Source organism: Parabacteroides sp. B2-S-102 (assembly GCF_023656665.1).
In the GTDB taxonomy this organism is placed as follows: Bacteria; Bacteroidota; Bacteroidia; order Bacteroidales; family Tannerellaceae; genus Parabacteroides; species Parabacteroides distasonis.
Genome location: NZ_JAMOKM010000002.1, coordinates 274516 through 298755, shown reverse-complemented (window position 1 = coordinate 298755; position 24240 = coordinate 274516). Strand labels below are relative to the sequence as shown.

The 24240-nt window shown below is 45.1% G+C and carries 19 protein-coding genes; 18 read left to right on the top strand and 1 reads right to left on the bottom strand.

Annotation, left to right across the window (positions count from 1 at the left end; translation table 11 throughout):
- Positions 1-14: 14 nt before the first annotated feature.
- The 11 genes from NBH07_RS04095 to NBH07_RS04045 all read left to right on the top strand — a co-directional run bounded on the left by NBH07_RS04095 (position 15) and on the right by NBH07_RS04045 (position 12827).
- Entirely contained in the window at positions 15-515 is a 501-nt protein-coding gene (locus tag NBH07_RS04095; protein WP_141806790.1) for a hypothetical protein, read from the top strand.
- Positions 472-1749: an O-antigen ligase family protein gene (locus NBH07_RS04090; RefSeq protein ID WP_083785418.1), complete on the top strand. Its 1278-nt coding sequence runs from the start codon at positions 472-474 to the stop codon at positions 1747-1749. Before NBH07_RS04095 ends, NBH07_RS04090 begins: the two co-directional genes overlap by 44 nt.
- Positions 1746-2714 carry a GNAT family N-acetyltransferase gene (locus NBH07_RS04085; RefSeq protein ID WP_009017200.1) on the top strand — a complete coding sequence of 323 codons (969 nt, stop codon included), beginning with the start codon at positions 1746-1748 and terminating at the stop codon, positions 2712-2714. The genes NBH07_RS04090 and NBH07_RS04085 overlap by 4 nt, the downstream gene beginning before the upstream one ends.
- 4 nt (positions 2715-2718) lie before the next feature.
- Positions 2719-3603: a glucosamine inositolphosphorylceramide transferase family protein gene (locus tag NBH07_RS04080; protein WP_009017201.1), complete on the top strand. Its 885-nt coding sequence runs from the start codon at positions 2719-2721 to the stop codon at positions 3601-3603.
- Between the two features lie 244 nt (positions 3604-3847).
- A complete protein-coding gene (locus tag NBH07_RS04075) occupies positions 3848-4900 on the top strand; it encodes a glycosyltransferase family 4 protein (RefSeq protein ID WP_009017202.1) in 1053 nt (350 codons plus the stop codon).
- A 72-nt stretch (positions 4901-4972) separates the two neighbouring features.
- Positions 4973-6271 carry a phenylacetate--CoA ligase family protein gene (locus NBH07_RS04070; protein WP_009017203.1) on the top strand — a complete coding sequence of 433 codons (1299 nt, stop codon included), beginning with the start codon at positions 4973-4975 and terminating at the stop codon, positions 6269-6271.
- A 714-nt stretch (positions 6272-6985) separates the two neighbouring features.
- The gene (locus NBH07_RS04065) at positions 6986-7816 is read left to right on the top strand and encodes a glycoside hydrolase family 88 protein (protein ID WP_250833465.1); all 831 of its coding nucleotides are present in this window, start codon (positions 6986-6988) and stop codon (positions 7814-7816) included.
- Between the two features lie 72 nt (positions 7817-7888).
- Positions 7889-8590, top strand: coding sequence for a WecB/TagA/CpsF family glycosyltransferase (locus NBH07_RS04060; protein WP_009017207.1), 702 nt, complete (start codon positions 7889-7891; stop codon positions 8588-8590).
- A gap of 54 nt (positions 8591-8644) precedes the next feature.
- Positions 8645-9850, top strand: coding sequence for a UDP-N-acetyl-D-mannosamine dehydrogenase (gene wecC, locus NBH07_RS04055; RefSeq protein ID WP_122297690.1), 1206 nt, complete (start codon positions 8645-8647; stop codon positions 9848-9850).
- Positions 9851-9879: 29 nt separating this feature from the next.
- Positions 9880-11040, top strand: coding sequence for a non-hydrolyzing UDP-N-acetylglucosamine 2-epimerase (wecB, locus tag NBH07_RS04050; RefSeq protein ID WP_250833464.1), 1161 nt, complete (start codon positions 9880-9882; stop codon positions 11038-11040).
- Positions 11041-11195: 155 nt separating this feature from the next.
- The gene (locus NBH07_RS04045) at positions 11196-12827 is read left to right on the top strand and encodes an IS1182 family transposase (RefSeq protein WP_156682389.1); all 1632 of its coding nucleotides are present in this window, start codon (positions 11196-11198) and stop codon (positions 12825-12827) included.
- Positions 12828-12913: 86 nt separating this feature from the next.
- Here the strand turns inward: NBH07_RS04045 and NBH07_RS04040 are convergent, their stop codons facing one another.
- Positions 12914-14074, bottom strand: coding sequence for an ATP-binding protein (locus tag NBH07_RS04040; protein ID WP_009017211.1), 1161 nt, complete (start codon positions 14072-14074; stop codon positions 12914-12916).
- A 350-nt stretch (positions 14075-14424) separates the two neighbouring features.
- On the opposite strand from NBH07_RS04040, the gene NBH07_RS04035 reads away from it, so the two are divergent.
- The 7 genes from NBH07_RS04035 to NBH07_RS04005 all read left to right on the top strand — a co-directional run bounded on the left by NBH07_RS04035 (position 14425) and on the right by NBH07_RS04005 (position 24233).
- Positions 14425-16311 (top strand): amidophosphoribosyltransferase, encoded by a 1887-nt coding sequence (locus tag NBH07_RS04035; protein WP_005857863.1) that lies wholly within the window; start codon positions 14425-14427, stop codon positions 16309-16311.
- A complete protein-coding gene (carA, locus tag NBH07_RS04030) occupies positions 16308-17489 on the top strand; it encodes a glutamine-hydrolyzing carbamoyl-phosphate synthase small subunit (RefSeq protein WP_005857861.1) in 1182 nt (393 codons plus the stop codon). Before NBH07_RS04035 ends, carA begins: the two co-directional genes overlap by 4 nt.
- Positions 17490-17607: 118 nt before the next feature.
- Positions 17608-20835, top strand: coding sequence for a carbamoyl-phosphate synthase (glutamine-hydrolyzing) large subunit (carB, locus tag NBH07_RS04025; protein ID WP_009017212.1), 3228 nt, complete (start codon positions 17608-17610; stop codon positions 20833-20835).
- A gap of 72 nt (positions 20836-20907) precedes the next feature.
- On the top strand, positions 20908-21489 hold the full coding sequence (locus tag NBH07_RS04020) for a Crp/Fnr family transcriptional regulator (RefSeq protein WP_005857857.1): 582 nt from the start codon (positions 20908-20910) through the stop codon (positions 21487-21489).
- A gap of 61 nt (positions 21490-21550) precedes the next feature.
- Entirely contained in the window at positions 21551-22291 is a 741-nt protein-coding gene (locus NBH07_RS04015) for a (Fe-S)-binding protein (RefSeq protein WP_009017213.1), read from the top strand.
- Complete coding sequence (locus NBH07_RS04010) at positions 22288-23655, top strand: lactate utilization protein B (protein ID WP_009017214.1); 1368 nt, start codon at positions 22288-22290, stop codon at positions 23653-23655. Before NBH07_RS04015 ends, NBH07_RS04010 begins: the two co-directional genes overlap by 4 nt.
- A complete protein-coding gene (locus tag NBH07_RS04005) occupies positions 23655-24233 on the top strand; it encodes a LutC/YkgG family protein (RefSeq protein ID WP_009017215.1) in 579 nt (192 codons plus the stop codon). The genes NBH07_RS04010 and NBH07_RS04005 overlap by 1 nt, the downstream gene beginning before the upstream one ends.
- The last annotated feature ends 7 nt before the right edge of the window (positions 24234-24240 follow it).

Below are 24240 nucleotides of genomic sequence, written 5' to 3'. Positions count from 1 at the left end.
AGAGGTGTTTTCTCATGTCCCGATCGCTTGATACGATATGTCCACCGTTGGTTCAGGCGGAATTAGAGGTACGTGAGTTAAGTTTAGTGGATTATGACAACGCATTATGGCAAGGTTACCTTACGGAAGAGAGGCGGAGGCTTTACGAAGAGCGGTTTAACGAAAAAAAGGCGAAAGCATATGGCGTGTTTGTCGATGGTACGTTGGCTTGTTCCGCTTGGATATTGTATGGAAAGGTGATTCTCACAGAGGAAAAAGTTTTAGTTGAAAATGACACATGTGCCTTATTACTCGATGACTATTGTTTTCCAGCTTTTAGAGGAAAAGGGTTTCATGGTTATTTGAATCAATGGCGGTTGAACGAGATGAAAATAAACGGAGCTCAAAAAGCATATGTGATCGTACTCTCTTATAATCGTCCGGCTATCAGGACGCAACGAAAATGTGGCATGGAGATAGAGAAAGTGTTCTATGCCTATACGTTTGGGAAAAAAGTGTTTATCAAAGGATACTAAAGAGATGAGTACGTTAAAATTTTTCTTGGTGTGTGTATATGTGCTTAGTCCATTCGTGGATATGTATAATGGGTATGTGCAACAATTTTTCGATTCACGCACTATAGTTCCGGTTATTTTTAAAATGATGATCATTTTGTTCTCATTTCGATACATATTGCGAACCAATAAGGCGACTATATTGCTCCGAGTTTTTTCCCCCCTATTGTTGTTTTGTTATCTTTACTGGGAGTCCTCTTGTTATGTGGATGATCTTATTGAGCTTTTGCGATATGCGAGTAAGTTTATTTATCCATATAGTATCCTTATCGTATTGTATGTGTTTAGGAGGCAATTGAATACAGACACGTTACTACATTATGTGTTAGCATATGGGCTGATTTGCGCTGTTTCAATTTTGCTATCAGATCTTCTTGGATTTAGTACGGATTCTTATGGTGAGGATTATGGCTACGGCGTAAAAGGATTATTTAACGCAGGTAACGATATAGGATTGTCTCTTATTCTATGCAATTGTGTATCAGCTTATTATATAGGTAAAGGAGGTGATGCTAAATATATTCTATTCAATGTGATCCTTTTAATAACTAGTTTCAGGATCGGATCTGTCGCAGGAATGATGGGAGCGGTTTCCGTGGTGTTGTTTTTAATTATGCAACCTTTTTTTGTGCGGAACAAATATTCTAAAAACTTTTATAGATATAAACATCTTTTGCTGTGGGCTGGCATACCATTGATCGTTTATTCGGTTTATTTGATCATGAATACGGATGCTTATACGTTAGAGAAATTCAATATAGAACGTTTGATATCTGGTGGGGCGAGAGCGGTTTTAGCGGAAGCCTTTTACGCCGTTTCCTCTGATTTTACGGTAGCAGATGGACTGTTTGGCATTGGTTCGAATGAACTGTTTGTAAGAATAGCCCATTATTTGGGTTTATATGGAACAGAACGAGCGTTGGAAGTGGACCATTTAGAGTTAATAGGTTCGTTTGGGTTTATCTTAGGTGGGCTATTGTTGTTATATCCCATCTTCTATTGGTTAAGGTATATAAATTATTATGTCAAGGAGAGGGATGGTTTATCGTTTTGGATGGCGATAGCATTTTCGTTATTTGTTTTTCATGGAATATTTGCGGGGCATGCCTTTACGTCTATCGTGGCGATGACGGTATTAGTCGCATTCATTTTTGTTGCGGATAAAATGTATTATAAAATAGATAGGGAAAGATGATAGTGACAAAGGATGTGTTTTATGACACATTAAAGAAGATGGATACATACATTCCTTTTGAGCAGTCGGAAGGTTGGTGTGAATTTAAGTCCTCGGATAAGTCAAGCATAGTTTATTTCGTGGATAATATCGATAATCCAATGCTGGCTTATTTCGGACGTGTTTATAATAAGCCATTTGTCGGTCGTATAGTGGATATTATTGGTGAGGTTTGGAAGCCAGGGATCAGCAAGCGTCAGGTCACGAAATTTTTTAAAGGTGTGATTCAAGACGCTAAAGCAAGTATGATTTGTTATAATAGTGTCAGTTTATATGACGTGAATAAGGAGATAGGTTTGCGTTGTGCGGGTTTTGTGAGACCGCTTGGTAATCGGGTTTGTCCACTCACGCAGTTGATTGGGTTACAGGAACCTCGGAATTTTGATAGCGATTGGCGAAGGAATTTGAAGAAAGCTGAGAAAAATGCCTTGACGTTCGATGTGGTGGAAAACCCGAGTGAGAAAGATGCCGTATGTTTTGTATGTTTGTTTGATGAGTTGAGGCAACGAAAACAGTTGGGCTTTTCGTTGGATAAAAATAAAGTTACCTCTCTATTACTGCAACCAGGATTTAAGATTTGTTACGCAAGACTCGGTGAACAGGTGCTTTGCGCACGTATTATATACATATGTAAAAAGCAAGCGGCGGACGTGTTTGCCGCTAACTCGTTTAACTCGATGAGGTATTCTGCTACGCATTTTATTATGGAGTCAATTTTTAATTGGTTAAAAAAAGAGGGCGTTGAACAATTCGATTTCTCTCGTATTTCGCCCAGCGCAAATGAAACCAATACTATTTATCAATTTAAGGATGCTGCCGGAGGTTGTCCGGCTCAATACTTAGGTGAATGGATATGGACGAGGAATAGTCTCGTCAAATTATTGTTTTGTGTTTATAATTTTTTGACTCAAAGACATTCTTATTGAAAGCATGAATAAAATACTAAAGAAATTAAGCTTGTTTCATTATAACATTGGCTTTTTTGACTATAATCCAGAAAAGCTGTCGCAAGGGGAATGTTCAGTGGCTTGGTTGAGACATCCATATAAGGATCGCTTTTTCGCAGATCCCTTTATCTTGTCGGTTGATGATGATGAGATAAAGGTGTTGGTGGAGGATTTTGAGTATCGTCGCTGGAAAGGCTGTATTTCATTGTTGGTGGTTGACAGAAAAGACTATCACTTAAAGCGGAAGAAAACGTTACTCGATTTAGATACGCATCTTTCGTTTCCCTTTATATTGCGAAAGCCGGAGGGAATTTATGTGATACCTGAAAACTCAGAAAGTGGACGACTGACAGCTTGGAAATATGACCTGAATACAGAGACGCTCTCGAAAATCTCGGTACTGACCGATATGGCAGTGATTGATCCGGTTGTCCGAAAGATAGGTGAACACTATTATTTATATGGTTCGATCAAGGGTAAAAACGAGAATGGTGCGCTTTATCAGTGGGAGTCTATGGAGGAACTTTCCGGGTATAGGCTGATGCGAGAGGAACCTGTCAAACAAGGAAAAGAGGACGCTCGGAGAGGAGGAAACTTTTTTATGATGGACGGACAATTGTATGCCGCTACGCAATGTTGCACGCATAGTTATGGAGAGGCGCTGACTATCTGTAAGGTAAATGTTATGGACAACACTCTGCTAGAAGAGACTCCTGTCGTGTCGCTCTATCCTCAAAAGCCTTATACGGAGGGACTTCATACACTTAATATAAGTGAAGGTTTGTGTGTGGTTGACGGGCTCACCTATCTGTTCCGGCCGGTTGAGAAGATAAAACGAATGTTGTGTTTTCGTGGAATAAATATATGAGGATTTTAATCAATGCTCCCTCTTTTAAACTTAGGGGAGAGTAGCTAATCATTACTTGGGTTTAAAGCCATTTTTGAATTAAAATACAGTATAACACGGTAGGTAAGAGAAGTGAGAAAAGCGGTAGCGGAACAAATTGGTTGCCATGGAATTTATTGAAATTTTTTCCGTTTAGTTTTGTTCAGGCCTGAAACTGTATTGCAGTATTCTTAATTGAGTATGGTATAATTAAAAATACATTTTTATGCTTGCTAAAGAAATAACAGATAGCATATTGACTATAGGGTGTGAATATCGTTCCCCAAAAGGAGGAGTAGCACAAGTGATAGATTCTTATTTTAAGCTTGTGTTTGCAACTTTTTTATTTTCTGCAAATTCAGCGGGTGAAAGTAAAATGTACAAATTTATTAAGTGTATTAACGCACTTATAGAGGTGTTCCTCCGTTTGACTATTCAACGGCGGATAAAGATTGTACATATTCATACAGCTTCATGGAACAGTTTTCGACGTTCCATACTCTTCATCCGATTGGCGAAAATGATGAGGAGGAAAGTTGTGGTTCATATTCATGGAGGTGGTTTCAAAGAGTATTATGCTTCAAATCCGGAATTCGTTCGGAAATACTTGCTTATGGCGAATTGTGTGATAGCTTTGAGTGAATCATGGAGAGAATTTTTTGTTAGTAAAGTAGGACTTAGTAACGTACAGATAGTTCATAATATTGTGCCGCCACCTCAAAAAGAAAGTATCGAAGTTGATGGTGTATTACATGGTTTGTTTTTAGGAAAGATATGTAAGGATAAAGGAATATATGATTTACTACGAGCGATAGAACTGGAAAGAGATAATTTGACTGAACGTTTCTTGCTTCATGTAGGTGGAGATGGTGAAGTGGATCAACTCCAACATTTCATTTTGGAGCATGGTTTGCAGGATGTGGTATGCTATGAGGGATGGGTGGATTTAAGTCGTAAATCGTATTTGCTAAATCTCTGTCGTCTGTATATATTACCTTCATATATAGAAGGTCTGCCTATTTCTATACTTGAAGCGATGTCTTATGGTGAGGCTATCCTCTCAACGCCTATAGGTGGAATACCAGAAGTTGTAACACCAGATATTGGCAAACTGGTTTCTCCGGGAGATGTGAGTGCGTTGGCTGTTCAACTTCGAGAGTTTTCATTTCATCCCGAAATGGTCTCAGTACTGGGAAGGCAAGCTGAAAAGAATATTACGCCCTATTTACCTGAAAGCGTGTCACGGGAGCTCCTTGAAGTCTATATGCCGTTGCTCTGAAAAGTTCTTAACAAAAAAAGTGAATATTGTTTCGGACCACACTTCAGTGAATTAAAAAAACATACAGAATCGATGAATTTAAGAAAGTATTTAAAGGAGAGTTGCAAATATATGCTTCGCAGCTATCCTATTATTCGCCCATATGTCAAAGAAGTAGAAGGCCTGTTTACCATGAGTCAAGAAGAATTGAACAAGCGTAACGAACAGCGCTTTTTGGAGATTTTTAGTAAGGCTTATGATAAATCACCGTTTTATCATAAATTATATACAGAAGCTGGAATAAAGAAAGAAGACATTACTTGTTTGGCTGATATAAAGAAATTACCCATTATTACCAAAGAAATGGTAAAGCAAAATAGGGAGGCAATGTTAACAGTTCCGAGATTTATGGTTCATGGGGGATGTACAAGTGGTACAACTGGTACGCCTCTCAAGGTATATAAAGATTGGAAAGCTATTTGGCGTTCGCAAGCATATCTATACGTGATGCGCAAAAAATGCGGATTCACCTATGGGCAATCATTTGTTTCGTTAAGAGGTAATTTGGATAAGAGAGATATGATGCTGAAAGTTCATATAAGTAATACAGTCTATTTTTCCAGTTATAATATTAATCCGGAAAAAGTGAATTTCTACCATGAACAGATTGTCAAGCAGAAACCTGTTGCTATTGAAGGTTATCCTAGTTCGCTCTATACTTTGGCTTTGATGCTTCGCAATGCGGGACTAGAACTATATATTCCTATCGCTTTCACTTCGAGCGAAACATTGCTTGACTATCAACGTGAACAAATTGAACAACAATTACATACTGAAATATTCGATCTATACGGAATGACAGAAGAAAGCATTTGTTTGCACGAAACACTTAACCACAAAGGCTATTACGAAGCTCCTGGATTTAGCATTAACGAATATTTGGAAGATGGGGAAATTTGTACCTCCCTTATTAATGATGCATTTCCTTTAATTCGTTATCGCTCAAATGATGTTATAGAATTGTATGAAGGAAACGAATTTGGAGAGAATGAGGTTTTGATACAACGTATTGAAGGACGTAAGGAAGATTATCTCATAGGAAAACACGGTGAAATTTGTCAGCGTTTAAATCAGATTGCAAAGAAAGCACATCATAGCAAAGCCATGCAGATGATTCAAGACAAAAGAGGACAAGTCTCTGTTTACATTGTTCCTGATGGAGAGTTTACCAAAAGTGATGAAATCCAATTTGTTCTTGCTTTTGAAGAGTTAGTTGGCGTAGGAGTACTTGATTATTCAATTTATTTGGTTTCTGATATAAAAGATCTTACGTATACAAAAAGAGGGAAATTTAAAATGGTAATAAATAATATAATAAACAAGAAACCATGAATTTGATTAATTTATATCGGATACAAAGTAGTTGTATCACATCCCATTGATGCCTAAGGTTATGCAGTTACTAATATTATTAGTACATAATAGTAAGCTGGTAGGTGATACAGTGATTGGTTAGAGAGCTTATTTCGTTTGCAAAGGTATTGCCACAGTGTTAGTTCCTAAAACAATGGTTGTGTGTGTTAGGATTGAGGTTTGCCACTGTGAGGTTATTCCCTTATAAGGCTGTTCCAAAGATCGGTAATCGTGTTCTGAGTGTGGTAATAGCTGGCCCAGTAATCATTGGTGATGATATGGTTATTGCTGCAAATTAATTTATTAATAAATGTTTAATATTAAGGGAGGTAGTCTCTGGTAGTCCTGTTAAAGTGATAGGCTGTACTAAAGATTTGAATTACGATTTATTTGCTAATGCAAATTATAAAGAAGGAACAATGCCTTATGTTGAAATGAAAAAAGAAATTAAATCAAGGATTGTTGATAATGATTAATGCTGTTTTCTTTTACCATATATCTATGGTATCTGCATTCATGTACCGTTTTTGCCAAAGTTGATTATGCTGATTATCTGTTTGCCGATAATAGATAATCATGTACGTATTCATAATGGAGCTATTGCGTTTGGCGGTAGTACGATTGGTGATAATGCTGAAATTGGAACTAATGCGGTTGTTGCAGGAATACCGGCTAAGATTATCAAAATAAGAGATGAAGAATCGAATAGTAGATAGTTTTAAATGCTTGAAGCATTATTGTGAATCAGAGCACTTCAAAGGTTGGGATCCATATGATGGATTGAATTCTAAGGTGTTTCAAGCTCTCCCTTTCTTGAAAAGAGCGGCTATTTGCCGATTGGTGGTAATTCAAGGTTTTAAGCGTTGTCCCATTAACTTGAGGCGTATAGCGCTTGTTCCGAAAGAGTATAATGCGAAAGGTATTGGCTTGTTCTTATCAGGTTATTGCAATTTGTATGCTTCTTTGTTGGGATCGAGATTGTTGAGTTATTGTTATCATTATACACGTAATAATACGTATCGTGATTTGGCTGGGCAAAGTATAAAAGCGTGTTGTGCCGGACAACGGCAGGATGGAGCATGGGTGTACGGAATGTTACCGGTTCAGAATTGGGTGGATAGTTTTCATACGGGTTATAATTTGGATGCGCTTATCGCTTATCAAGAATTGACCGGAGATAGGCAGTATAATACCTATATAGAAAAGGGATTTGATTACTATATCCGTCATTTTTTTGAGCCGGATGGAACTCCAAAGTATTTTGATGACAAAATGTATCCGATAGATATTCATTGTCCGGGACAGTTGTTTGTGACTTTAGCACGGTTACATAAATATGATGAATATGCGAGTCTAGCAGAAAGCGTGTTAAACTGGACTATTTTGAAGATGCAGGATAAGAAAGGATATTTTTATTATCAACTGAAACCCAGTTTCAGTTCCAAAATTTCATATATGCGATGGAGTAACGCTTTTATGTTTAATGCAATGTCACATTATTTGATGGAAAGTGAATGTATATGAAAAGGAGATTTTTTATTGCTGTAATAGACTACAAAAACCTTACCGATCGAATTTTTACAATCAAAAACATATATGGAAAGAGTTTCTTTGAACGGGGTGAAGGTATATCCTTTTACTTCGCATGAGGAATTGTTGGCTTTTGTGAGTCGACACAAGGGGATATTGGTGGCTATCAATGCGGAAAAGATTTTGCATGCTACGGATCAGACCCGTTCTATCATCAACCGAAATATAGGTTATTGTGATGGTTTCGGAGCGGTCATGGCGTTGAAAGAGAAAGGGCATAAGGAAGTGATCAAGATTCCGGGGTGCGAGTTGTGGTTGCGTATCATCAATATGACCTATCAACAAGGAAAGAGTTATTACTTGGTTGGTGGAAAACAAGAAGTAATCGAACGGACCGTAAAAAAGCTAAAAGAGGATTATCCCGGTATACGGATTGCCAACTTCCGAAATGGCTATATTAAAACAGAGGAAGAGCGAAAAAATTTATTGGAAGATATCGTGACAAAACGGCCGGATGTGGTTTTTGTGGCGATGGGCTCCCCAAAACAGGAATTGCTAATGGAAGAGATGGCCGAACGACATAAAGCTGTCTATCAAGGTCTAGGTGGTAGCTTTGATGTATATACCGGTAACGTGAAACGTGCCCCGCAATGGTGGGTACGACATAATTTGGAATGGGCCTATCGTTTGGTGAAGGAACCGGTTCGAATTAAAAGACAAATACATTTAGTGAGGTTCTTGCTTCGGGTGAAATTAGGACTGATTTAATTTATATCTCCGTTTTCTTATTCTAAATCAATATAACATAATAACATAATTTTTATGAAAGCATGTTTCATGGGTTTGGGCTATATTGGCCTGCCCACGGCTATTATTGCCGCAAAGCACGGGGTGGAGATCGCCGGAGTGGATATCAACGCCCAGGTGGTGGAGGTTACCAACCAAGGGAAATTGCATATCATCGAGCCGGGTATGGAGGATATGTTGCGGGAGGTACTGGCCTCCGGACATTTCAAGGCTTACACCGAGCCTCAGGTGAGCGACGCTTATTTCATGGTGGTACCCACTCCTTTCAAGGGGGATCATGAGCCGGACGTATCGTTCGTTGAGTCGGCTACCCGTATGGTGCTTCCTTTGTTGAAGGAGGGGGATTTGTACGTGATCGAGTCTACATCGCCGGTGGGGACGACCGAACGGATGGCTAGTTTGATTTTCTCGGAACGGCCGGAGCTGAAGGGCAAGATCTATATCGCTTATTGTCCGGAGCGGGTGCTTCCGGGTAACGTGATCTATGAGTTGGTGCATAACGACCGGGTCATCGGCGGCATGGACGAGGCCTCTACCCGCAAGGCGATGGAGTTCTACGGCCAGTTCGTGAAGGGTACGCTTCACCCAACGAATAGCAAGACGGCTGAGATGTGTAAATTGACCGAGAACTCAAGCCGGGACGTACAGATCGCTTTCGCCAATGAGCTGTCGTTTATCTGCGATAAAGCGGGAATCAATGTGTGGGAGCTGATCGATTTGGCGAACAGGCATCCCCGTGTGAATATCTTACAGCCGGGTTGTGGTGTTGGTGGTCATTGCATAGCGGTGGACCCTTATTTCATCACGGCGGAGTTTCCGATGGAGAGCCGTATGATCTCGACGGCCCGTGAGACGAATAATTACAAGGCTTTCTGGTGCGCGGAGAAAGTGAGGAACGCCATGCTACGGTTTGAGCTGAAGCGTGGGCGTAAGCCGGCGGTGGCAATGATGGGCTTGGCTTTCAAGCCTGATATCGATGACTTGCGCGAGTCTCCGGCCAAGGGAATAACGACGAAGGTGTTGCAATCGTGCAACAACGCTGACATCATGGTGGTGGAGCCGAACGTTTCGGAGCATAAGTTGTTTAAGTTGACCCCTTATAAGGAGGCCTATGAGAAAGCCGATATCGTGGTTTTCTTGGTGAATCATAGGGAGTTTTCGGGGTTGAATTATCGGGATGACGTGGAAGTACTGGACTTTTGCGGGACATTCAAGAAATAATCGTTCGCTAAATAGAAGAATACGCTGTAATGAGGAAAATAATGTTAGTCTTCGGGACCCGTCCCGAGGCGATCAAGATGGCTCCGCTGGTGAAGGAGTTCCAAAAACATCCGGAGTCGTTCGAGACCATCGTGTGCGTTACCGGACAGCATCGGGAAATGCTGGATCAAGTGTTAAAATTGTTCGAGATCACGCCGGATTATGATTTGAATATCATGAGGCAGGGTCAGGACTTATATGACGTGACCGCCCGTGTCCTTGTGGGTATGCGTGACGTGTTGCGTGAGGCGACACCCGATGTCGTGCTGGTGCATGGGGATACCACCACGAGCACGGCGGCCGCCTTGGCCGCTTTCTACCAACAGATACCTGTAGGTCATATAGAGGCCGGCCTTCGTACCCACAACATCTATAGCCCATGGCCGGAGGAGATGAACCGTCAGGTCACGGGGCGTATCGCCACGTATAATTTCGCACCCACGCGGTTGAGCAAGCAGAACTTGATGCGAGAGGACGTGAATCCGGACTCAATCTTGGTTACCGGCAATACGGTGATAGACGCCTTACGGCAAGTGGTGACTAAGATAAAGACGGACGCTGAGCTGGACAAGGAGCTGGAAGGCGTGCTTTTGCGTTCGGGGTATGACGTGAACCGTCTGGTTGAGGGTAAGAGACTGGTGTTGATCACGGGTCATCGCCGGGAGAACTTTGGTGATGGATTCATCCATATGTGTACCGCTATCAAGGACTTGACCCGGAAGTATCCGGAGGTGGATTTTGTCTATCCTATGCACTTGAATCCCAATGTGCGCAAGCCGATTCACGAGGTATTCGGCGAGGATCTTTCTCATTTGGAGAATATGTTCTTCATTGAGCCATTGGAATATCTGTCGTTTGTCTATCTGATGGAGAAATCAACGATAGTGCTGACCGATAGCGGCGGTATCCAAGAGGAGGCCCCCGGATTGGGCAAGCCCGTGTTGGTGATGCGTGATACGACCGAGCGTCCGGAGGCTCTCGCGGCAGGTACGGTGAAACTGGTCGGAACGGACTATGATAAGATCGTGAGCGAGGTCTCGGCGTTGCTTGATGATACTGTTTATTACGATGCGAAGAGCAAGGCGGTTAATCCCTATGGGGATGGATTGGCTTGTGGAAGGATCGTAGAATTTTTGAATCAGAGGAAATGAGGATATGGCAGATAGGCTACCCTCGAGATTGGTAAATAGATAATCCGTTGTTTTTTAACATGGGGCTGTCCAAAAAGTGTGACAGCCCCTTTTTGCTATTGTTTATTTCAGTAAAAAGTATTATCTTACCGTTGCAACAAACAAACATTATAGCGATGACTAAGATAGTATTTAAAGAGTTAACTTCCAACCAAAATGTACTTTTTCCGGTCAGTTTATCGGAAAAGATCGCTCCCAATCATCCCGTCCGTGTCGTAAACAGTGTTGTAGATGCGTTGGATATCAGTTGTCTGCTCTGGTCATATAAAGGAGGAGGCACCAGCAGCTACCATCCCCGTATGATGCTCAAGGTCCTGTTTTATGCCTACCTGAACAATATCTATTCCTGCCGCAAAATAGAAAAGGCCTTGCAGGAGAATATTCACTTCATGTGGTTGTCCGGTAATAGTACTCCCGATTTCCGCACGATCAATGATTTCCGTGGCAAACGTTTAAAAGAACATATAAAATCGTTGTTTTCAGCCATTGTTCTACTGCTACAGGAATCCGGCTATGTCAGTTTGGATGTACAGTATATTGATGGCACCAAAGTGGAATCGGCATCCAACCGCTACACTTTTGTCTGGCGTGGCAGCGTGGAAAAGAACAAGACAAAACTGGAATCGAAAATACAGGCAATCCTTAGTGAGGTTGACAAACATATCGAACAGGACAAACAGGAAAGGACCCCGGATACCTTACCGGATATGGATTCCTGTGGTTTGCGGGAAAAAGTGAGCGCTTTAAACAAACGGCTCTGCGGGATGAACAAAGCTGAGCAGAAGCAAGTCAAAAAGCTACAGGAAGAATATCTGCCCAGCCTTGCCAAATATGAATCGCAATTAGAGAAATTAGGGGACCGTAATTCTTTCAGTAAGACCGATGAGGATGCGACCTTCATGCGCATGAAGGAGGATCATATGAAAAACGGACAATTGAAACCCGCCTATAACATACAGATTGCTACAGAGAATCAATTTATTACCAATCTGGCGATTTACAGGCGTGCCGGAGATACGGGAACTTTAATTCCTTTTTTGAAAGATTTTCGAGAGACTTATCATAGGCAATCCTCTATAGTAGTGGCCGATGCCGGTTATGGAAGCGAACAAAACTACGAGTTTGTGGAAAATGCGGGTATAGAGGCTTTTGTCAAGTACAATTATTTCCACAAAGAGCAGAAGCGTTCCTGGAAGAAGGATGCTTTTGCCATACAGAACCTTTACTACAACCGGGAAAGGGATTATTACGTATGCCCGATGGGACAACATATGGAATATAAAGGTCAAAGGAAAAGTAAGTCCGATTTGGGATATGTATCCGTACTGAAGCGTTATCAGGCACAGAACTGTGAGGGTTGCCCGTTGAAATCTCAATGTCATAAATCAAAGACTAACCGGATCATAGAAGTTAACTATAACCTTAACAGGTATAAACAAAAAACACGGGAAAAACTCATGAGTGAAGAAGGTATTTATCATCGGGGCAGACGATGTATAGAACCGGAAGCAGTCTTTGCGCAGATAAAGCATAACTCGACATGGAACCGGTTTAGATTAAGAGGGTTGGAGAAGGTAAAAACAGAGTTTACCCTGGTTGCTATTGCACATAATATAAGGAAACTGGCTAAAAAAGTCAGTTCTCTTTTGTTTTTTACTTATTTCTGTAGGATGGCTTCTCGAAAAGAGATAATTGAGAAGACCAAAGATGGTTTAAAAATAAAAATGGATAATGAACGGGCAGCATAACAAAAAAGAAGGTATCCTTTTCAGACACCTTTTTTGTTTCCGGAAACATGACATTATGCTTCTCACCACCTTTGTATTACAAAAGACTACCACATCATACCCATGAGCCAGAATGGAATGGCGTTGCCTACAGGGTAGTCGGTGTTGTCTCTCAAGACGTAGTCCGCTTCTTTAGGATTTTTGTTTTTTCCTCCAACTTCTAGGGTTTGTGATACATGGTCTTTTGTAATCACATAATCACCTTTCTTCTCGTCTTTCATGGCGTTTATCTCGTAACCTGCCCTAGAAAAGCAGTGGACAATGTAGGCTTCACGTTCCGTTCCTTGGTCAGCATTCAAAACCTTATAAGCACATGGGTCTGCGAACAACATTTTTGCGCCAGTGCTACGGGCTTTCGTGTCATTGGGGTACCTTACTATTTTCAATAGATCTACACTTTCCATCACAAAGAGTAGTTGATAGAGTTTTTCCGCTCCTATTCCCCAGTCGGAACATAAGGAGGTGACTTGTACACGAGGTATTGAGGAGTTTGCCAGTGTGCCGATAATGGCTCGCATCACACGTAGGTTGTTTTCGGAAATGCTAGGCAGGAAGAACGGTATATCGTTATTGAGAATTTTGTCGATGATAGCCATGTAACGTGCTTCGAAATCTTTCTCTTGGTAGAAAGGACGTGTACCGTAACTACGATAATTGAGGAAATGGTTCAACAGCTCCGCATCTGGTTGTGTAGGTAGTATTGTGTCTCCCAGTTTATACTTGGGGTATATTTGGCCAGTTTCAAGATATAGAAATTCTCTGAACGACATTAAAGGCATCTGTATCGCTACATAACGTCTGGACAAGTCGGCTTTGCCATCACGAAGTACTAACGATGAGGAATCTGAAATCCAGATGATTTTTCCTGGATAGTCATCATACAAGGCCTTCAGATGTATGCTCCAGTTTGATGCGTAGTGAATCTCGTCGATAATAACACCTTCATAACCAAGCATGAATACGCTACTAACTAAGTCATAGAGCGGTTCGCCAATAATCTTCGGATTATCAGCAGAAAAGTATAATAAGCGCCTGCCTTGTGAATGATGGAGTAGAAATGTAGATTTGCCACATCCTCTGGCACCGGTTAGCATCAGGTTTTTAGGGAGCTCATCAAACTCCGTGGTAAATGGTCGCAATCTCTGCGGAAGAGCCGCTAATCGGCGTTGCATGGCCGTTACCAGTGTTTGGAGTATATTTGTATTCATTACTATGGAATTTATATTTACGCACAAAATTACCGAATTATTTCTGTGATAGAAAGAATTTATGCAAGAATATTTCTGTGCCAGAAAGAATATTGGTGTTTTTCTTTCTGTTACGGAAATATTACGGTTCTCGGATGGATATCTTTGAAAGGCCTCTTTCAAGAGGGAAATGAGTGGCTTATGGATTGAAAATAAAACCCTCCCTTTTGCTTATAAAATGTAAGCTTTGTTAACCAAACGTCCGATAAAAACATTTTTTCCGTGAAAGTGTCAATTATTTTATGTTTGTTTAAACAATATGTTAGGTATTGTCTGTATCTTTGCGGCAAAATCAAAAAGTTGATTCGACAATGGAAGTATTGAAGCACGAGTGTGGTGTTGCCATGGTCCGGTTACTGAAACCCTTGGAGTATTATCACGAGAAGTACGGTAGTTGGATGTATGGACTGAACAAGCTCTATTTGCTGATGGAAAAGCAGCATAACAGGGGGCAGGAAGGAGCGGGCTTAGCCTGCGTGAAGTTAGAGGCAAATGCCGGAGAGGAATATATGTTCCGTGAACGGGCCGTCGGGACCGGAGCTATTACCGAGATATTTGCCGCAGTTCACGAACACTACAAGGATTTAACCCCCGAGCAACTCAACGATCCGCTATTCGCCAAAGCCAACCTACCTTTCGCCGGAGAGCTTTATATGGGCCACCTCCGTTACAGTACCACCGGAAAATCCGGAATCTCTTATATCCATCCTTTTTTACGACGCAATAACTGGCGTGCAAAGAACCTTGCCGTTTGCGGAAATTTCAACCTGACAAATGTTCATGAAGTATTCGAGGAGATCACGGCGATCGGTCAGCATCCCCGGAAATATTCCGATACGTATATCATGCTGGAGCAGCTGGGACACCGGCTGGACCGGGAAGTGGAGCGCCTGTACCAAAAGTGTGAGGCGGAAGGATTGAGAGGGATGGATATCACGCATGCCATCGAGGATCAAATTGATTTGTCGAACGTGCTGAAACGCTGTACCCCGGGCTGGGATGGTGGTTTCGTGATTTGCGGTATCACCGGTAGTGGCGAGTCGTTCAGCGTGCGGGACCCGTGGGGAATCCGTCCGGCCTTCTATTATGCGGATGATGAGATTATCGTGTTGGCTTCCGAGCGTCCGGTTATACAAACCGTGATGAACGTGCAGGTAGAGGATATCCGGGAGTTGAATCGGGGAGAGGCGATACTCGTCAACAAGAAAGGCGAGTGGCATATCTCCCAGATCGTGGAGCCGAAAGAGAATAAGGCTTGTTCCTTCGAGCGTATCTACTTCTCACGGGGTAGCGACGTGGATATTTACAGGGAAAGGAAGCGTTTGGGAGATAATCTCGTGCATCCGATCTTGAAAGCGGTGGATTACGACTTGAATCATACCGTCTTCTCTTTTATCCCGAATACGGCCGAGGTCGCTTATTTCGGGATGCAGGAGGGGTTGAACAACTATTTGAATAAGCTGAAAAAAGAATGGATCGCCGATCGTAGTCACCTGCTCAGGGAAGAGGAACTGGAGCAAATCCTTTCCATGCGAGTCCGCTCGGAGAAAGTAGCTATAAAAGATATAAAATTACGTACATTTATCGCTGAGGGCAATAGCCGCAATGATCTGGCGGCGCACGTATATGATATTACTTACGGAAGTATTGAACCTTTTATCGATAATCTGGTTGTGATAGATGATAGCATCGTGCGGGGTACTACCTTACGCCAGAGTATTATCGGTATCTTGGATCGCCTGCATCCGAAGAAAATCGTGATCGTAAGTTCTTCTCCGCAGGTACGTTACCCGGATTATTACGGTATCGATATGTCCCGGATGAACGAGTTTATCGCTTTTAAGGCCGCGGTGGCCCTGTTACGTGACCGGGGGATGGAATACGTGATCTTGGACGCTTATCAGAAGGCGAAGCGACAACAAACAGCGGCGGATGGTCCGTTGGTGAATTACGTAAAGGAGATATACGCCCCGTTTACGGACGAGGAGATATCCGTTAAGATGGTGGAGTTGCTTACACCGGCCGGGACGCAGGCGAAAGTAGAGATCGTCTACCAGACTTTGGAGGGCTTGCATGCCTCTTGTCCGGAGCATCCGGGTGACTGGTATTTCTCCGGCGATTACCCGACACCGGGCGGGACTCGGTTAGTGAACGAGGCTTTTATTCACTATATGGAAGAAGAATATTTAGTGAAATGACACAACATACAGATTCTATGCAGACAAACAGAACAGCAACTTTGATGTTAGACGACGGTACCGTCTTCCGTGGCTACTCTTTCGGCTATGAGAGACCGGTCGCCGGCGAGGTCGTGTTCAATACCGCTATGACCGGATATCCGGAGAGCTTGACGGACCCTTCGTACGCAGGCCAGTTGATGGTGTTGACTTATCCGCTCGTTGGTAACTACGGTGTCCCGCCTCGTACGTTCGAGCCGAACGGGATCGCTACGTTTATGGAGAGCGAGAAGATCCACGCCGAGGCGATTATCGTTAGCGATTACAGCCATGAGTATAGCCACTGGAACGCCGAGCGCAGCTTGGGCGACTGGTTGAAGGAGGAGAAGATCCCGGGCATATACGGTATCGATACGCGTGCGTTGACTAAGAAATTGCGTGAGCATGGCGTGATGATGGGACGCATCGTTATCGGCGATGCCGATAACGAAATTGAAAATGGAGAATTGAAAATGGAGAATTATGAGCATGTGAACTATGTGGATCGGGTATCGTGCAAGGAGATTATTTGTTACCTGCCCGATGGTACGAGCCAGACCTGTTCTTTATCGGAAGCCTCCAATTCTCGATTCTCGATTCTCAATTCTCAATTCCTAAAGCGCGTCGTGCTTTTGGACTGCGGCGTGAAACATAACATCATCCGTTGCCTGTTGAGGCGTAACGTGGCGGTGATCCGTGTGCCTTGGGACTACGACTTCAATCAGCTGGAATACGATGGCTTGTTTATCAGCAACGGTCCGGGCGATCCGGATACTTGCGATGCCGCCGTGCGGAATATCCGTAAGGCGCTTTCCGGGGATAAGCCGATTTGCGGTATTTGCATGGGTAACCAGTTGTTGGCGAAAGCCGGCGGTGCTTCTATCTATAAATTGAAGTACGGTCATCGTAGCCATAACCAGCCGGTACGTATGGTAGGCACGGAGAAATGCTTCATCACCTCGCAGAACCATGGTTACGCCGTGGATAACGATACGCTGGGTGAGGAGTGGGAACCGCTGTTCATCAATATGAATGACGGGACGAACGAGGGTATCAAGCATAAGACGAAGCCTTTCTTCTCCTCTCAGTTCCATCCCGAGGCTTGCAGCGGGCCGCTGGATACGGAGTTCATGTTTGATAAATTCACGGAATTGTTGTAGCCGGGGATTTACGCCCACCCTAAACGAGGGATTAGGGCAACCCTAAATGAGTGTTTAGGTCTACCCTAAACGGGTGTTTAGGCTTACCCTAAAAGAGAACATTAAAAAAAGTAAAGCAATGAAAGAAGATATAAAGAAAGTCCTGATACTCGGTTCCGGAGCCTTGAAGATTGGTGAGGCGGGCGAGTTCGATTATTCAGGCAGCCAAGCCCTGAAGGCTATTAAGGAAGAGGGGATTCAAACGGTATTGATCAATCCGAATATCGCTACGGTACAGACATCGGAAGGAGTTGCGGACACGGTTTATTTCCTGCCCGTTACTCCTTTTTTTGTGGAAAAGGTGATCGAGAAGGAACGTCCGGAAGGTATCTTGCTCGCTTTCGGCGGGCAGACGGCGTTGAATTGTGGCGTGGCTCTTTACCAAAGCGGCGTGCTGGAGAAGTATGGCGTGAAGGTATTGGGTACCCCGGTGCAGGCTATCATGGATACCGAGGATCGGGAGTTGTTCGTACGCAAGCTGGATGAGATCGACGTGAAGACGATCAAGAGCGAGGCCGTGGAGAACGCCGCTGACGCTCGTCGTGCGGCCGCTGAGCTGGGGTATCCGGTCATCGTCCGTGCCGCTTATGCGCTGGGGGGCTTGGGTTCCGGTTTCTGCGACAATGAGGAAGAATTGGACGTGTTGGTAGAGAAGGCTTTCTCTTTCTCTCCGCAAGTATTGGTGGAGAAAAGCTTGAAGGGCTGGAAAGAGGTAGAGTACGAGGTGGTGCGCGACCGCTTCGATAACTGCATCACGGTATGTAACATGGAGAATTTCGACCCGCTGGGAATCCATACGGGAGAGTCTATCGTGATTGCCCCCTCGCAGACCTTGAGCAATACGGATTATCATAAATTACGTGAGTTGGCGATCCGTATCATTCGCCATATCGGTATCGTGGGCGAGTGTAACGTGCAATACGCTTACGATCCGGAGAGTGAGGATTACCGGGTGATCGAGGTGAACGCCCGCTTGAGCCGTTCTTCGGCCTTGGCTTCTAAGGCGACCGGTTATCCGTTGGCTTTCGTGGCCGCTAAATTAGGCTTGGGCTACGGTTTGTTCGACTTGAAAAACTCCGTGACGAAAACGACTAGCGCTTTCTTTGAGCCGGCTCTCGATTACGTGGTATGTAAGATCCCTCGCTGGGACTTGGGTAAGTTCCACGGCGTGGCTCGTGAGTTGGGTTCCAGCATGAAGTCGGTTGGCGAGGTGATGGCGATCGGACGTACCTTCGAGGAGGCTATCCAGAAGGGCTTGCGTATGATCGGGCAGGGTATGCACGGTTTCGTGGAGAATAAGGAGTTGGTGATCGAGGATATCGATAAGGCGTTGCACGAGCCTACCGATCGCCGCATCTTCGTTATCTCGAAGGCATTCCGGGCCGGTTATACGGTAGACCAGATTCATGAGCTTACCAAGATAGACCGATGGTTCCTACAGAAACTATATGGAATCATGCAGACCTCCAAGGAGCTTCACGCTTTCGATATGAAGGGGATCCAACGTTGGCGCATCAATCCGGAGTTGATCCGCCGGGCGAAGATACAAGGGTTCTCTGATTTCCAGATCGCCCGTGCGATCGGTCTCGACGGGGATGTGGAGAAGGGTATGATGTTGGTTCGCCAGTTCCGTAAGGAGCATGGCATTCTTCCGGCGGTGAAACAGATCGATACCTTGGCCGCCGAGTATCCGGCGCGGACGAATTACCTGTACCTGACGTATAGCGGTACGGAAAACGACGTGACGTACTTGGGCGATCATCGCTCGATTGTCGTGCTGGGTTCCGGCGCTTACCGCATCGGTAGCTCGGTGGAGTTCGACTGGTGTGGCGTGCAGGCCTTGAATACGATCCGTAAGGAGGGTTACCGCTCCGTGATGATCAACTACAATCCCGAGACGGTGTCTACCGACTATGATATGTGCGACCGCCTTTATTTCGACGAGCTTACCTTCGAGCGTGTGATGGATATCCTCGAGCTGGAGAACCCGCACGGCGTGATCGTCTCCACCGGTGGCCAGATCCCGAATAACTTGGCGATGCGTTTGGACGAACAGCATGTGAATATCTTGGGTACGTCAGCTAAGAGCATCGATAATGCCGAGGACCGTGAGAAGTTCTCCGCCATGTTGGATCGTATTGGCGTGGATCAACCCCGCTGGAAAGAGCTTTCTTCCATGGAGGATATCAATGGCTTCGTGGCGGAGGTAGGCTTCCCCGTATTGGTTCGCCCGAGTTACGTGCTGAGTGGCGCCGCCATGAATGTCTGCTCGAATCAAGAGGAGTTGGAGCGTTTCTTGAAATTGGCCGCCAACGTCAGCCAAAAGCATCCGGTGGTGGTAAGCCAGTTCATCGAGCATGCGAAAGAGGTGGAGATGGATGCCGTGGCCGATCATGGTGAGATCGTGATGTATGCCATTAGCGAGCATATCGAGTTTGCCGGGGTTCATTCCGGCGACGCTACGATTCAGTTCCCGGCCCAGAAATTATATGTGGAGACGGTTCGTCGTATCAAGCGTATCAGTAAGCAGATCGCTAAGGAGCTGAATATCTCCGGCCCGTTCAATATCCAATATCTGGCGAAGGGCAATGAGATCAAGGTGATCGAGTGCAACCTTCGTGCCAGCCGTTCCTTCCCGTTCGTGAGCAAGGTGCTGAAGATAAACTTCATCGAGTTGGCTACCCGTGTCATGCTGGGCTTGCCGGTAGAGAAACCGAATAAGAATGAGTTCGATTTGGATTACGTGGGTATCAAGGCCTCTCAATTCTCGTTCAATCGCTTGCAGAAAGCCGATCCGGTATTAGGGGTCGATATGGCTTCCACGGGCGAGGTGGGTTGTCTGGGCGACGATGTATCCGAGGCGGTGTTGACGAGTATGCTCGCTGTCGGGCAACGGGTTCCGGAGAAGAATATCCTCCTGTCCACCGGTACGCCGAAGCAGAAGGTAGCCATGCTGGATGCCGCTAAGATGTTGGCGACGAAAGGCTACAACCTATTCGCTACGGGAGGTACGCACCGTTTCTTGGCGGAGAATGGCATTCCGAGTACGAAGGTGTACTGGCCGAGCGAGAAGGGAGAACCGCAGGCGCTTAAGATGCTTCATGAGAAGCAGATCGATATGGTCGTGAATATCCCTCGTGACCTTTCCGCCGGCGAGCTTGACAACGGCTATAAGATCCGCCGTGCCGCCATCGACCTGAATATCCCGTTGATTACGAATGCCCGTCTGGCGAGCGCTTTCATTCAAGCCTTCTGTACCTTGAGCGTAGATGATATCTGCATCAAGAGTTGGCAGGAATATAAATAAATGGGGGCTTGATGTAAATCAAGTGGTATTTATTTCGTAAGTTTGCGGAAACAAACAAAAACAACCATGAATATGGATACAGCGATATTTATAGCTCGCAGGATTGCGGCGCAATCGATTCTACTCAGTGAGGAAGCCGCCCAGAAACTGGCCTCTATCTTAATCCGGACAGAATTGAAAAAAGGCGCCCTGTTTTTGAGCGAAGGAGAGGTTTGTACGCAACTCGGTTATGTCTATAAGGGAATGGTTCGCCAGTTTTACTTCAAGAATAAGAAAGAGCTGACCGAGCATTTCGCCAGCGAGGACAACATCTTCATTTGCATCGAGAGCTTCTTGCGCCAACGTCCCGCTAATCTGTTGGTGGAGGCCTTGGAGAATACGGTACTGTATGGTATTCCTCATGATCCTTTATTGGCATTGTGCGCCGAGGATTACGAGATCGAGGTCATGTATCGCCGCCTGTTGGAGAATTCGCTGATCCTGTCTCAACGGAAAGCGGATTTCCTTCGTTTCGAGACCGCTAATGAACGTTATGCCCGCTTATTGAAAGAACACCCTGAGATCGTGCAGCGTGCCCCCTTGTCCCATATCGCTTCTTATTTGTTGATGACTCCCGAGACGTTGAGCCGGGTTAGGGCAAATATGCAGTTGTGATGGGCCTTTAGGTGTTAATTATATACGGTGTCGTATATAAGGATATAAAGATATAATTAGTATGAAGGTAGGATTATTTATCCCATGTTACATTAACGCGGTGTATCCCGAAGTGGGTATCGCCTCGTATAAATTGTTGAAGCATGTGGGTGTGGATGTCGATTATCCGATGGACCAGACCTGCTGCGGACAACCCATGGCGAACGCCGGCTTCGAGGATGAGGCGGCTCGCTTGGCCCTCCGGATGGAGGAACAGTTTAAGAACTATGACTACGTGGTAGGCCCCTCGGCCAGTTGCGTAGCCTTCGTAAAAGAGAACCATCCCCATATATTGGGAAAGCGGGATCACGTTTGTATGAACAGTAAGAAGATTTATGATATCTGCGAGTTCTTGCACGACGTGGTGAGACCGGGATCCCTGCCGGCCGTTTTCCCGCATAAGGTGAGTATCCATAATAGTTGCCACGGGGTGCGTGAGTTGCATCTCTCGTCGCCCAGCGAGCGTAATATCCCGTACTATTCCAAGTTACGTGATCTTCTTTCCTTGGTGAAAGGTATCGAGGTGTTCGAGCCGAGGCGGGTGGACGAATGTTGCGGTTTCGGCGGTATGTTCGCCATCGAGGAGCCTGAGGTCTCTACTTGCATGGGACAAGACAAGGTAAAGGATCATATGAGTACCGGCGCCGAGTATATCACCGGGGCGGATAGCTCTTGCCTGATGCATATGGAAGGGGTTATCAAGCGGGAGAAACTTCCGATCAAGACTATTCACATCGTTCAAATATTAGCGTCCGGATTATGAGTACGAAACATGCTATAGCTGCGGCCCGTTTCCTAGAGAATAAGGAGAATGAGGCTTGGCACGACCATACGCTTTGGATGGTACGTACCAAACGGGATAAGATGAGCCATTCGCTTCCCGAGTGGGAGCGGTTGAGAGAGTTGGCTTCGGAGATCAAGCTTTACTCCAACAGCCATCTGGACACGCTTCTGGAGGAGTTCGAGAAAAATGCGATCGCCAACGGGGCTATCGTGCATTGGGCGAAAGATGCCGAGGAGCATAACGAGATCGTCTTGCGGATCTTGCGCCAGCATGATGCCCGGAACCTGATCAAGAGCAAATCGATGCTGACGGAGGAATGCCATATGAATGAGTTCTTGATGTCGAAAGGAATCGATGTGGTGGAGAGCGATTTGGGTGAGCGTATCTTGCAATTGATGCATTTGGCCCCGAGCCATATCGTGATGCCGGCGATCCATATTAAACGGGAGCAGATCAGCGAGATGATGGAGCGTGAGATGGGAACGGAGAAAGGGAATATCGACCCTACCTACCTGACGCATGCCGCCCGTAAGAATCTGCGTGAGAAATTCCTGCATGCCGACGTGGCGATGACGGGCGCTAACTTCGCCGTCGCCTCTACGGGCGAGATCGTGGTTTGTACCAATGAGGGAAACGCCGATATGGGAACCTCCTTCCCGAAGGTGCATATCGCTACGATGGGGATGGAGAAGATCGTACCGAATCTGGAGGCATTGGGCGTATTCACTCGTTTGCTGGCTCGTTCGGGTACGGGGCAACCCATCACGTCTTATACTTCCCATTATCGCCGTCCGTCCGAGGGACAAGAGTTCCATATCATTATCGTGGATAACGGGCGTAGTGATATCTTGGCGAAACCGGATCATATTCGTACGTTGAATTGCATCCGTTGTGGCGAGTGCATGAATACCTGTCCGGTATATCGCAGGAGTGGTGGCTATTCGTATACGTATTTCATTCCGGGACCGATCGGGATCAACTTGGGTATGCTGAGGAATCCGGAGGAATATTCGGATAACGTATCGGCTTGCTCCTTATGTCTTTCTTGCTCGAACGTTTGTCCGGTAAAGATCGATTTGGGCGAGCAGATTTACCGTTGGCGGCAAGATTTGGATAAGATCGGTAAGGCGAGCAAGGAGAAGAAAGTGATGTCTTTCGGCATGAAGTTCTTGATGGAACGTCCGGGATTGTTCAATACGGCGTTGAAGTTTGCTCCGGTAGTGAATCATTTGCCCCGTTTCATGGTCTACAATGGCTTGAACGCTTGGGGCAAGGGACGTGAGCTTCCGGCTTTCGCCAAGGAGTCGTTTAATGATATGTGGAAGAATAATAAGGTGAGATAATGAGTAGTAAAGATTCTATATTGGCGAGTATCCGTCGTCATACGGGTACATGCCACGAGATGCCTGAGCTTACGTTGGAGGCGATTACCTATGCGGATAAGTTGGCTACGTTCTCGGAGGTGTTAGCCGGGGCGGGTGGCAAGGCCATCGAGTTAAAGCCCGGCGAGGATGTGAATGAGGTGATCCGCCGTGAGTTTCCGGAGGCGAAACGTATCGCCTCGAATTTGAAGGAGATTACTTGCGCTACCTTTAACCCGGATGGGCTGACCGATCCCCGGGAGTTGAACGGAACGGACGTATCTGTGGTGGAGGGTAGTTTCGGCGTGGCGGAGAATGCCGCTGTCTGGTTACCCCGTCAGGTACGTTATAAAGGTCTGTACTTTATCTCGAACGCTTTGGTGATCTTGTTGGACAAGACTCAATTGGTTCATACGATGAATGAGGCTTACCGCCGTACTGCCACTATGGATTATGATTACGGAGTCTTCATGTCCGGTCCCTCAAAGACTGCTGACATTGAACAAGCCTTGGTATTCGGGGCGCATGGCCCGATCCAAGTAGTAGTCCTGTTAAGATAAAATCTAT

What these genes read in the sequence shown, in the direction of transcription:
- NBH07_RS04095 (WP_141806790.1), top strand. Translation starts at nt 15, where the DNA reads ATGTCCCGATCGCTTGATACGATATGTCCACCGTTGGTTCAGGCGGAA.
- NBH07_RS04090 (WP_083785418.1), top strand. Translation starts at nt 472, where the DNA reads ATGCCTATACGTTTGGGAAAAAAGTGTTTATCAAAGGATACTAAAGAG.
- NBH07_RS04085 (WP_009017200.1), top strand. Translation starts at nt 1,746, where the DNA reads ATGATAGTGACAAAGGATGTGTTTTATGACACATTAAAGAAGATGGAT.
- NBH07_RS04080 (WP_009017201.1), top strand. Translation starts at nt 2,719, where the DNA reads ATGAATAAAATACTAAAGAAATTAAGCTTGTTTCATTATAACATTGGC.
- NBH07_RS04075 (WP_009017202.1), top strand. Translation starts at nt 3,848, where the DNA reads ATGCTTGCTAAAGAAATAACAGATAGCATATTGACTATAGGGTGTGAA.
- NBH07_RS04070 (WP_009017203.1), top strand. Translation starts at nt 4,973, where the DNA reads ATGAATTTAAGAAAGTATTTAAAGGAGAGTTGCAAATATATGCTTCGC.
- NBH07_RS04065 (WP_250833465.1), top strand. Translation starts at nt 6,986, where the DNA reads ATGAAGAATCGAATAGTAGATAGTTTTAAATGCTTGAAGCATTATTGT.
- NBH07_RS04060 (WP_009017207.1), top strand. Translation starts at nt 7,889, where the DNA reads ATGGAAAGAGTTTCTTTGAACGGGGTGAAGGTATATCCTTTTACTTCG.
- wecC (WP_122297690.1), top strand. Translation starts at nt 8,645, where the DNA reads ATGAAAGCATGTTTCATGGGTTTGGGCTATATTGGCCTGCCCACGGCT.
- wecB (WP_250833464.1), top strand. Translation starts at nt 9,880, where the DNA reads ATGAGGAAAATAATGTTAGTCTTCGGGACCCGTCCCGAGGCGATCAAG.
- NBH07_RS04045 (WP_156682389.1), top strand. Translation starts at nt 11,196, where the DNA reads ATGACTAAGATAGTATTTAAAGAGTTAACTTCCAACCAAAATGTACTT.
- NBH07_RS04040 (WP_009017211.1), bottom strand. Translation starts at nt 14,074, where the DNA reads ATGAATACAAATATACTCCAAACACTGGTAACGGCCATGCAACGCCGA.
- NBH07_RS04035 (WP_005857863.1), top strand. Translation starts at nt 14,425, where the DNA reads ATGGAAGTATTGAAGCACGAGTGTGGTGTTGCCATGGTCCGGTTACTG.
- carA (WP_005857861.1), top strand. Translation starts at nt 16,308, where the DNA reads ATGACACAACATACAGATTCTATGCAGACAAACAGAACAGCAACTTTG.
- carB (WP_009017212.1), top strand. Translation starts at nt 17,608, where the DNA reads ATGAAAGAAGATATAAAGAAAGTCCTGATACTCGGTTCCGGAGCCTTG.
- NBH07_RS04020 (WP_005857857.1), top strand. Translation starts at nt 20,908, where the DNA reads ATGGATACAGCGATATTTATAGCTCGCAGGATTGCGGCGCAATCGATT.
- NBH07_RS04015 (WP_009017213.1), top strand. Translation starts at nt 21,551, where the DNA reads ATGAAGGTAGGATTATTTATCCCATGTTACATTAACGCGGTGTATCCC.
- NBH07_RS04010 (WP_009017214.1), top strand. Translation starts at nt 22,288, where the DNA reads ATGAGTACGAAACATGCTATAGCTGCGGCCCGTTTCCTAGAGAATAAG.
- NBH07_RS04005 (WP_009017215.1), top strand. Translation starts at nt 23,655, where the DNA reads ATGAGTAGTAAAGATTCTATATTGGCGAGTATCCGTCGTCATACGGGT.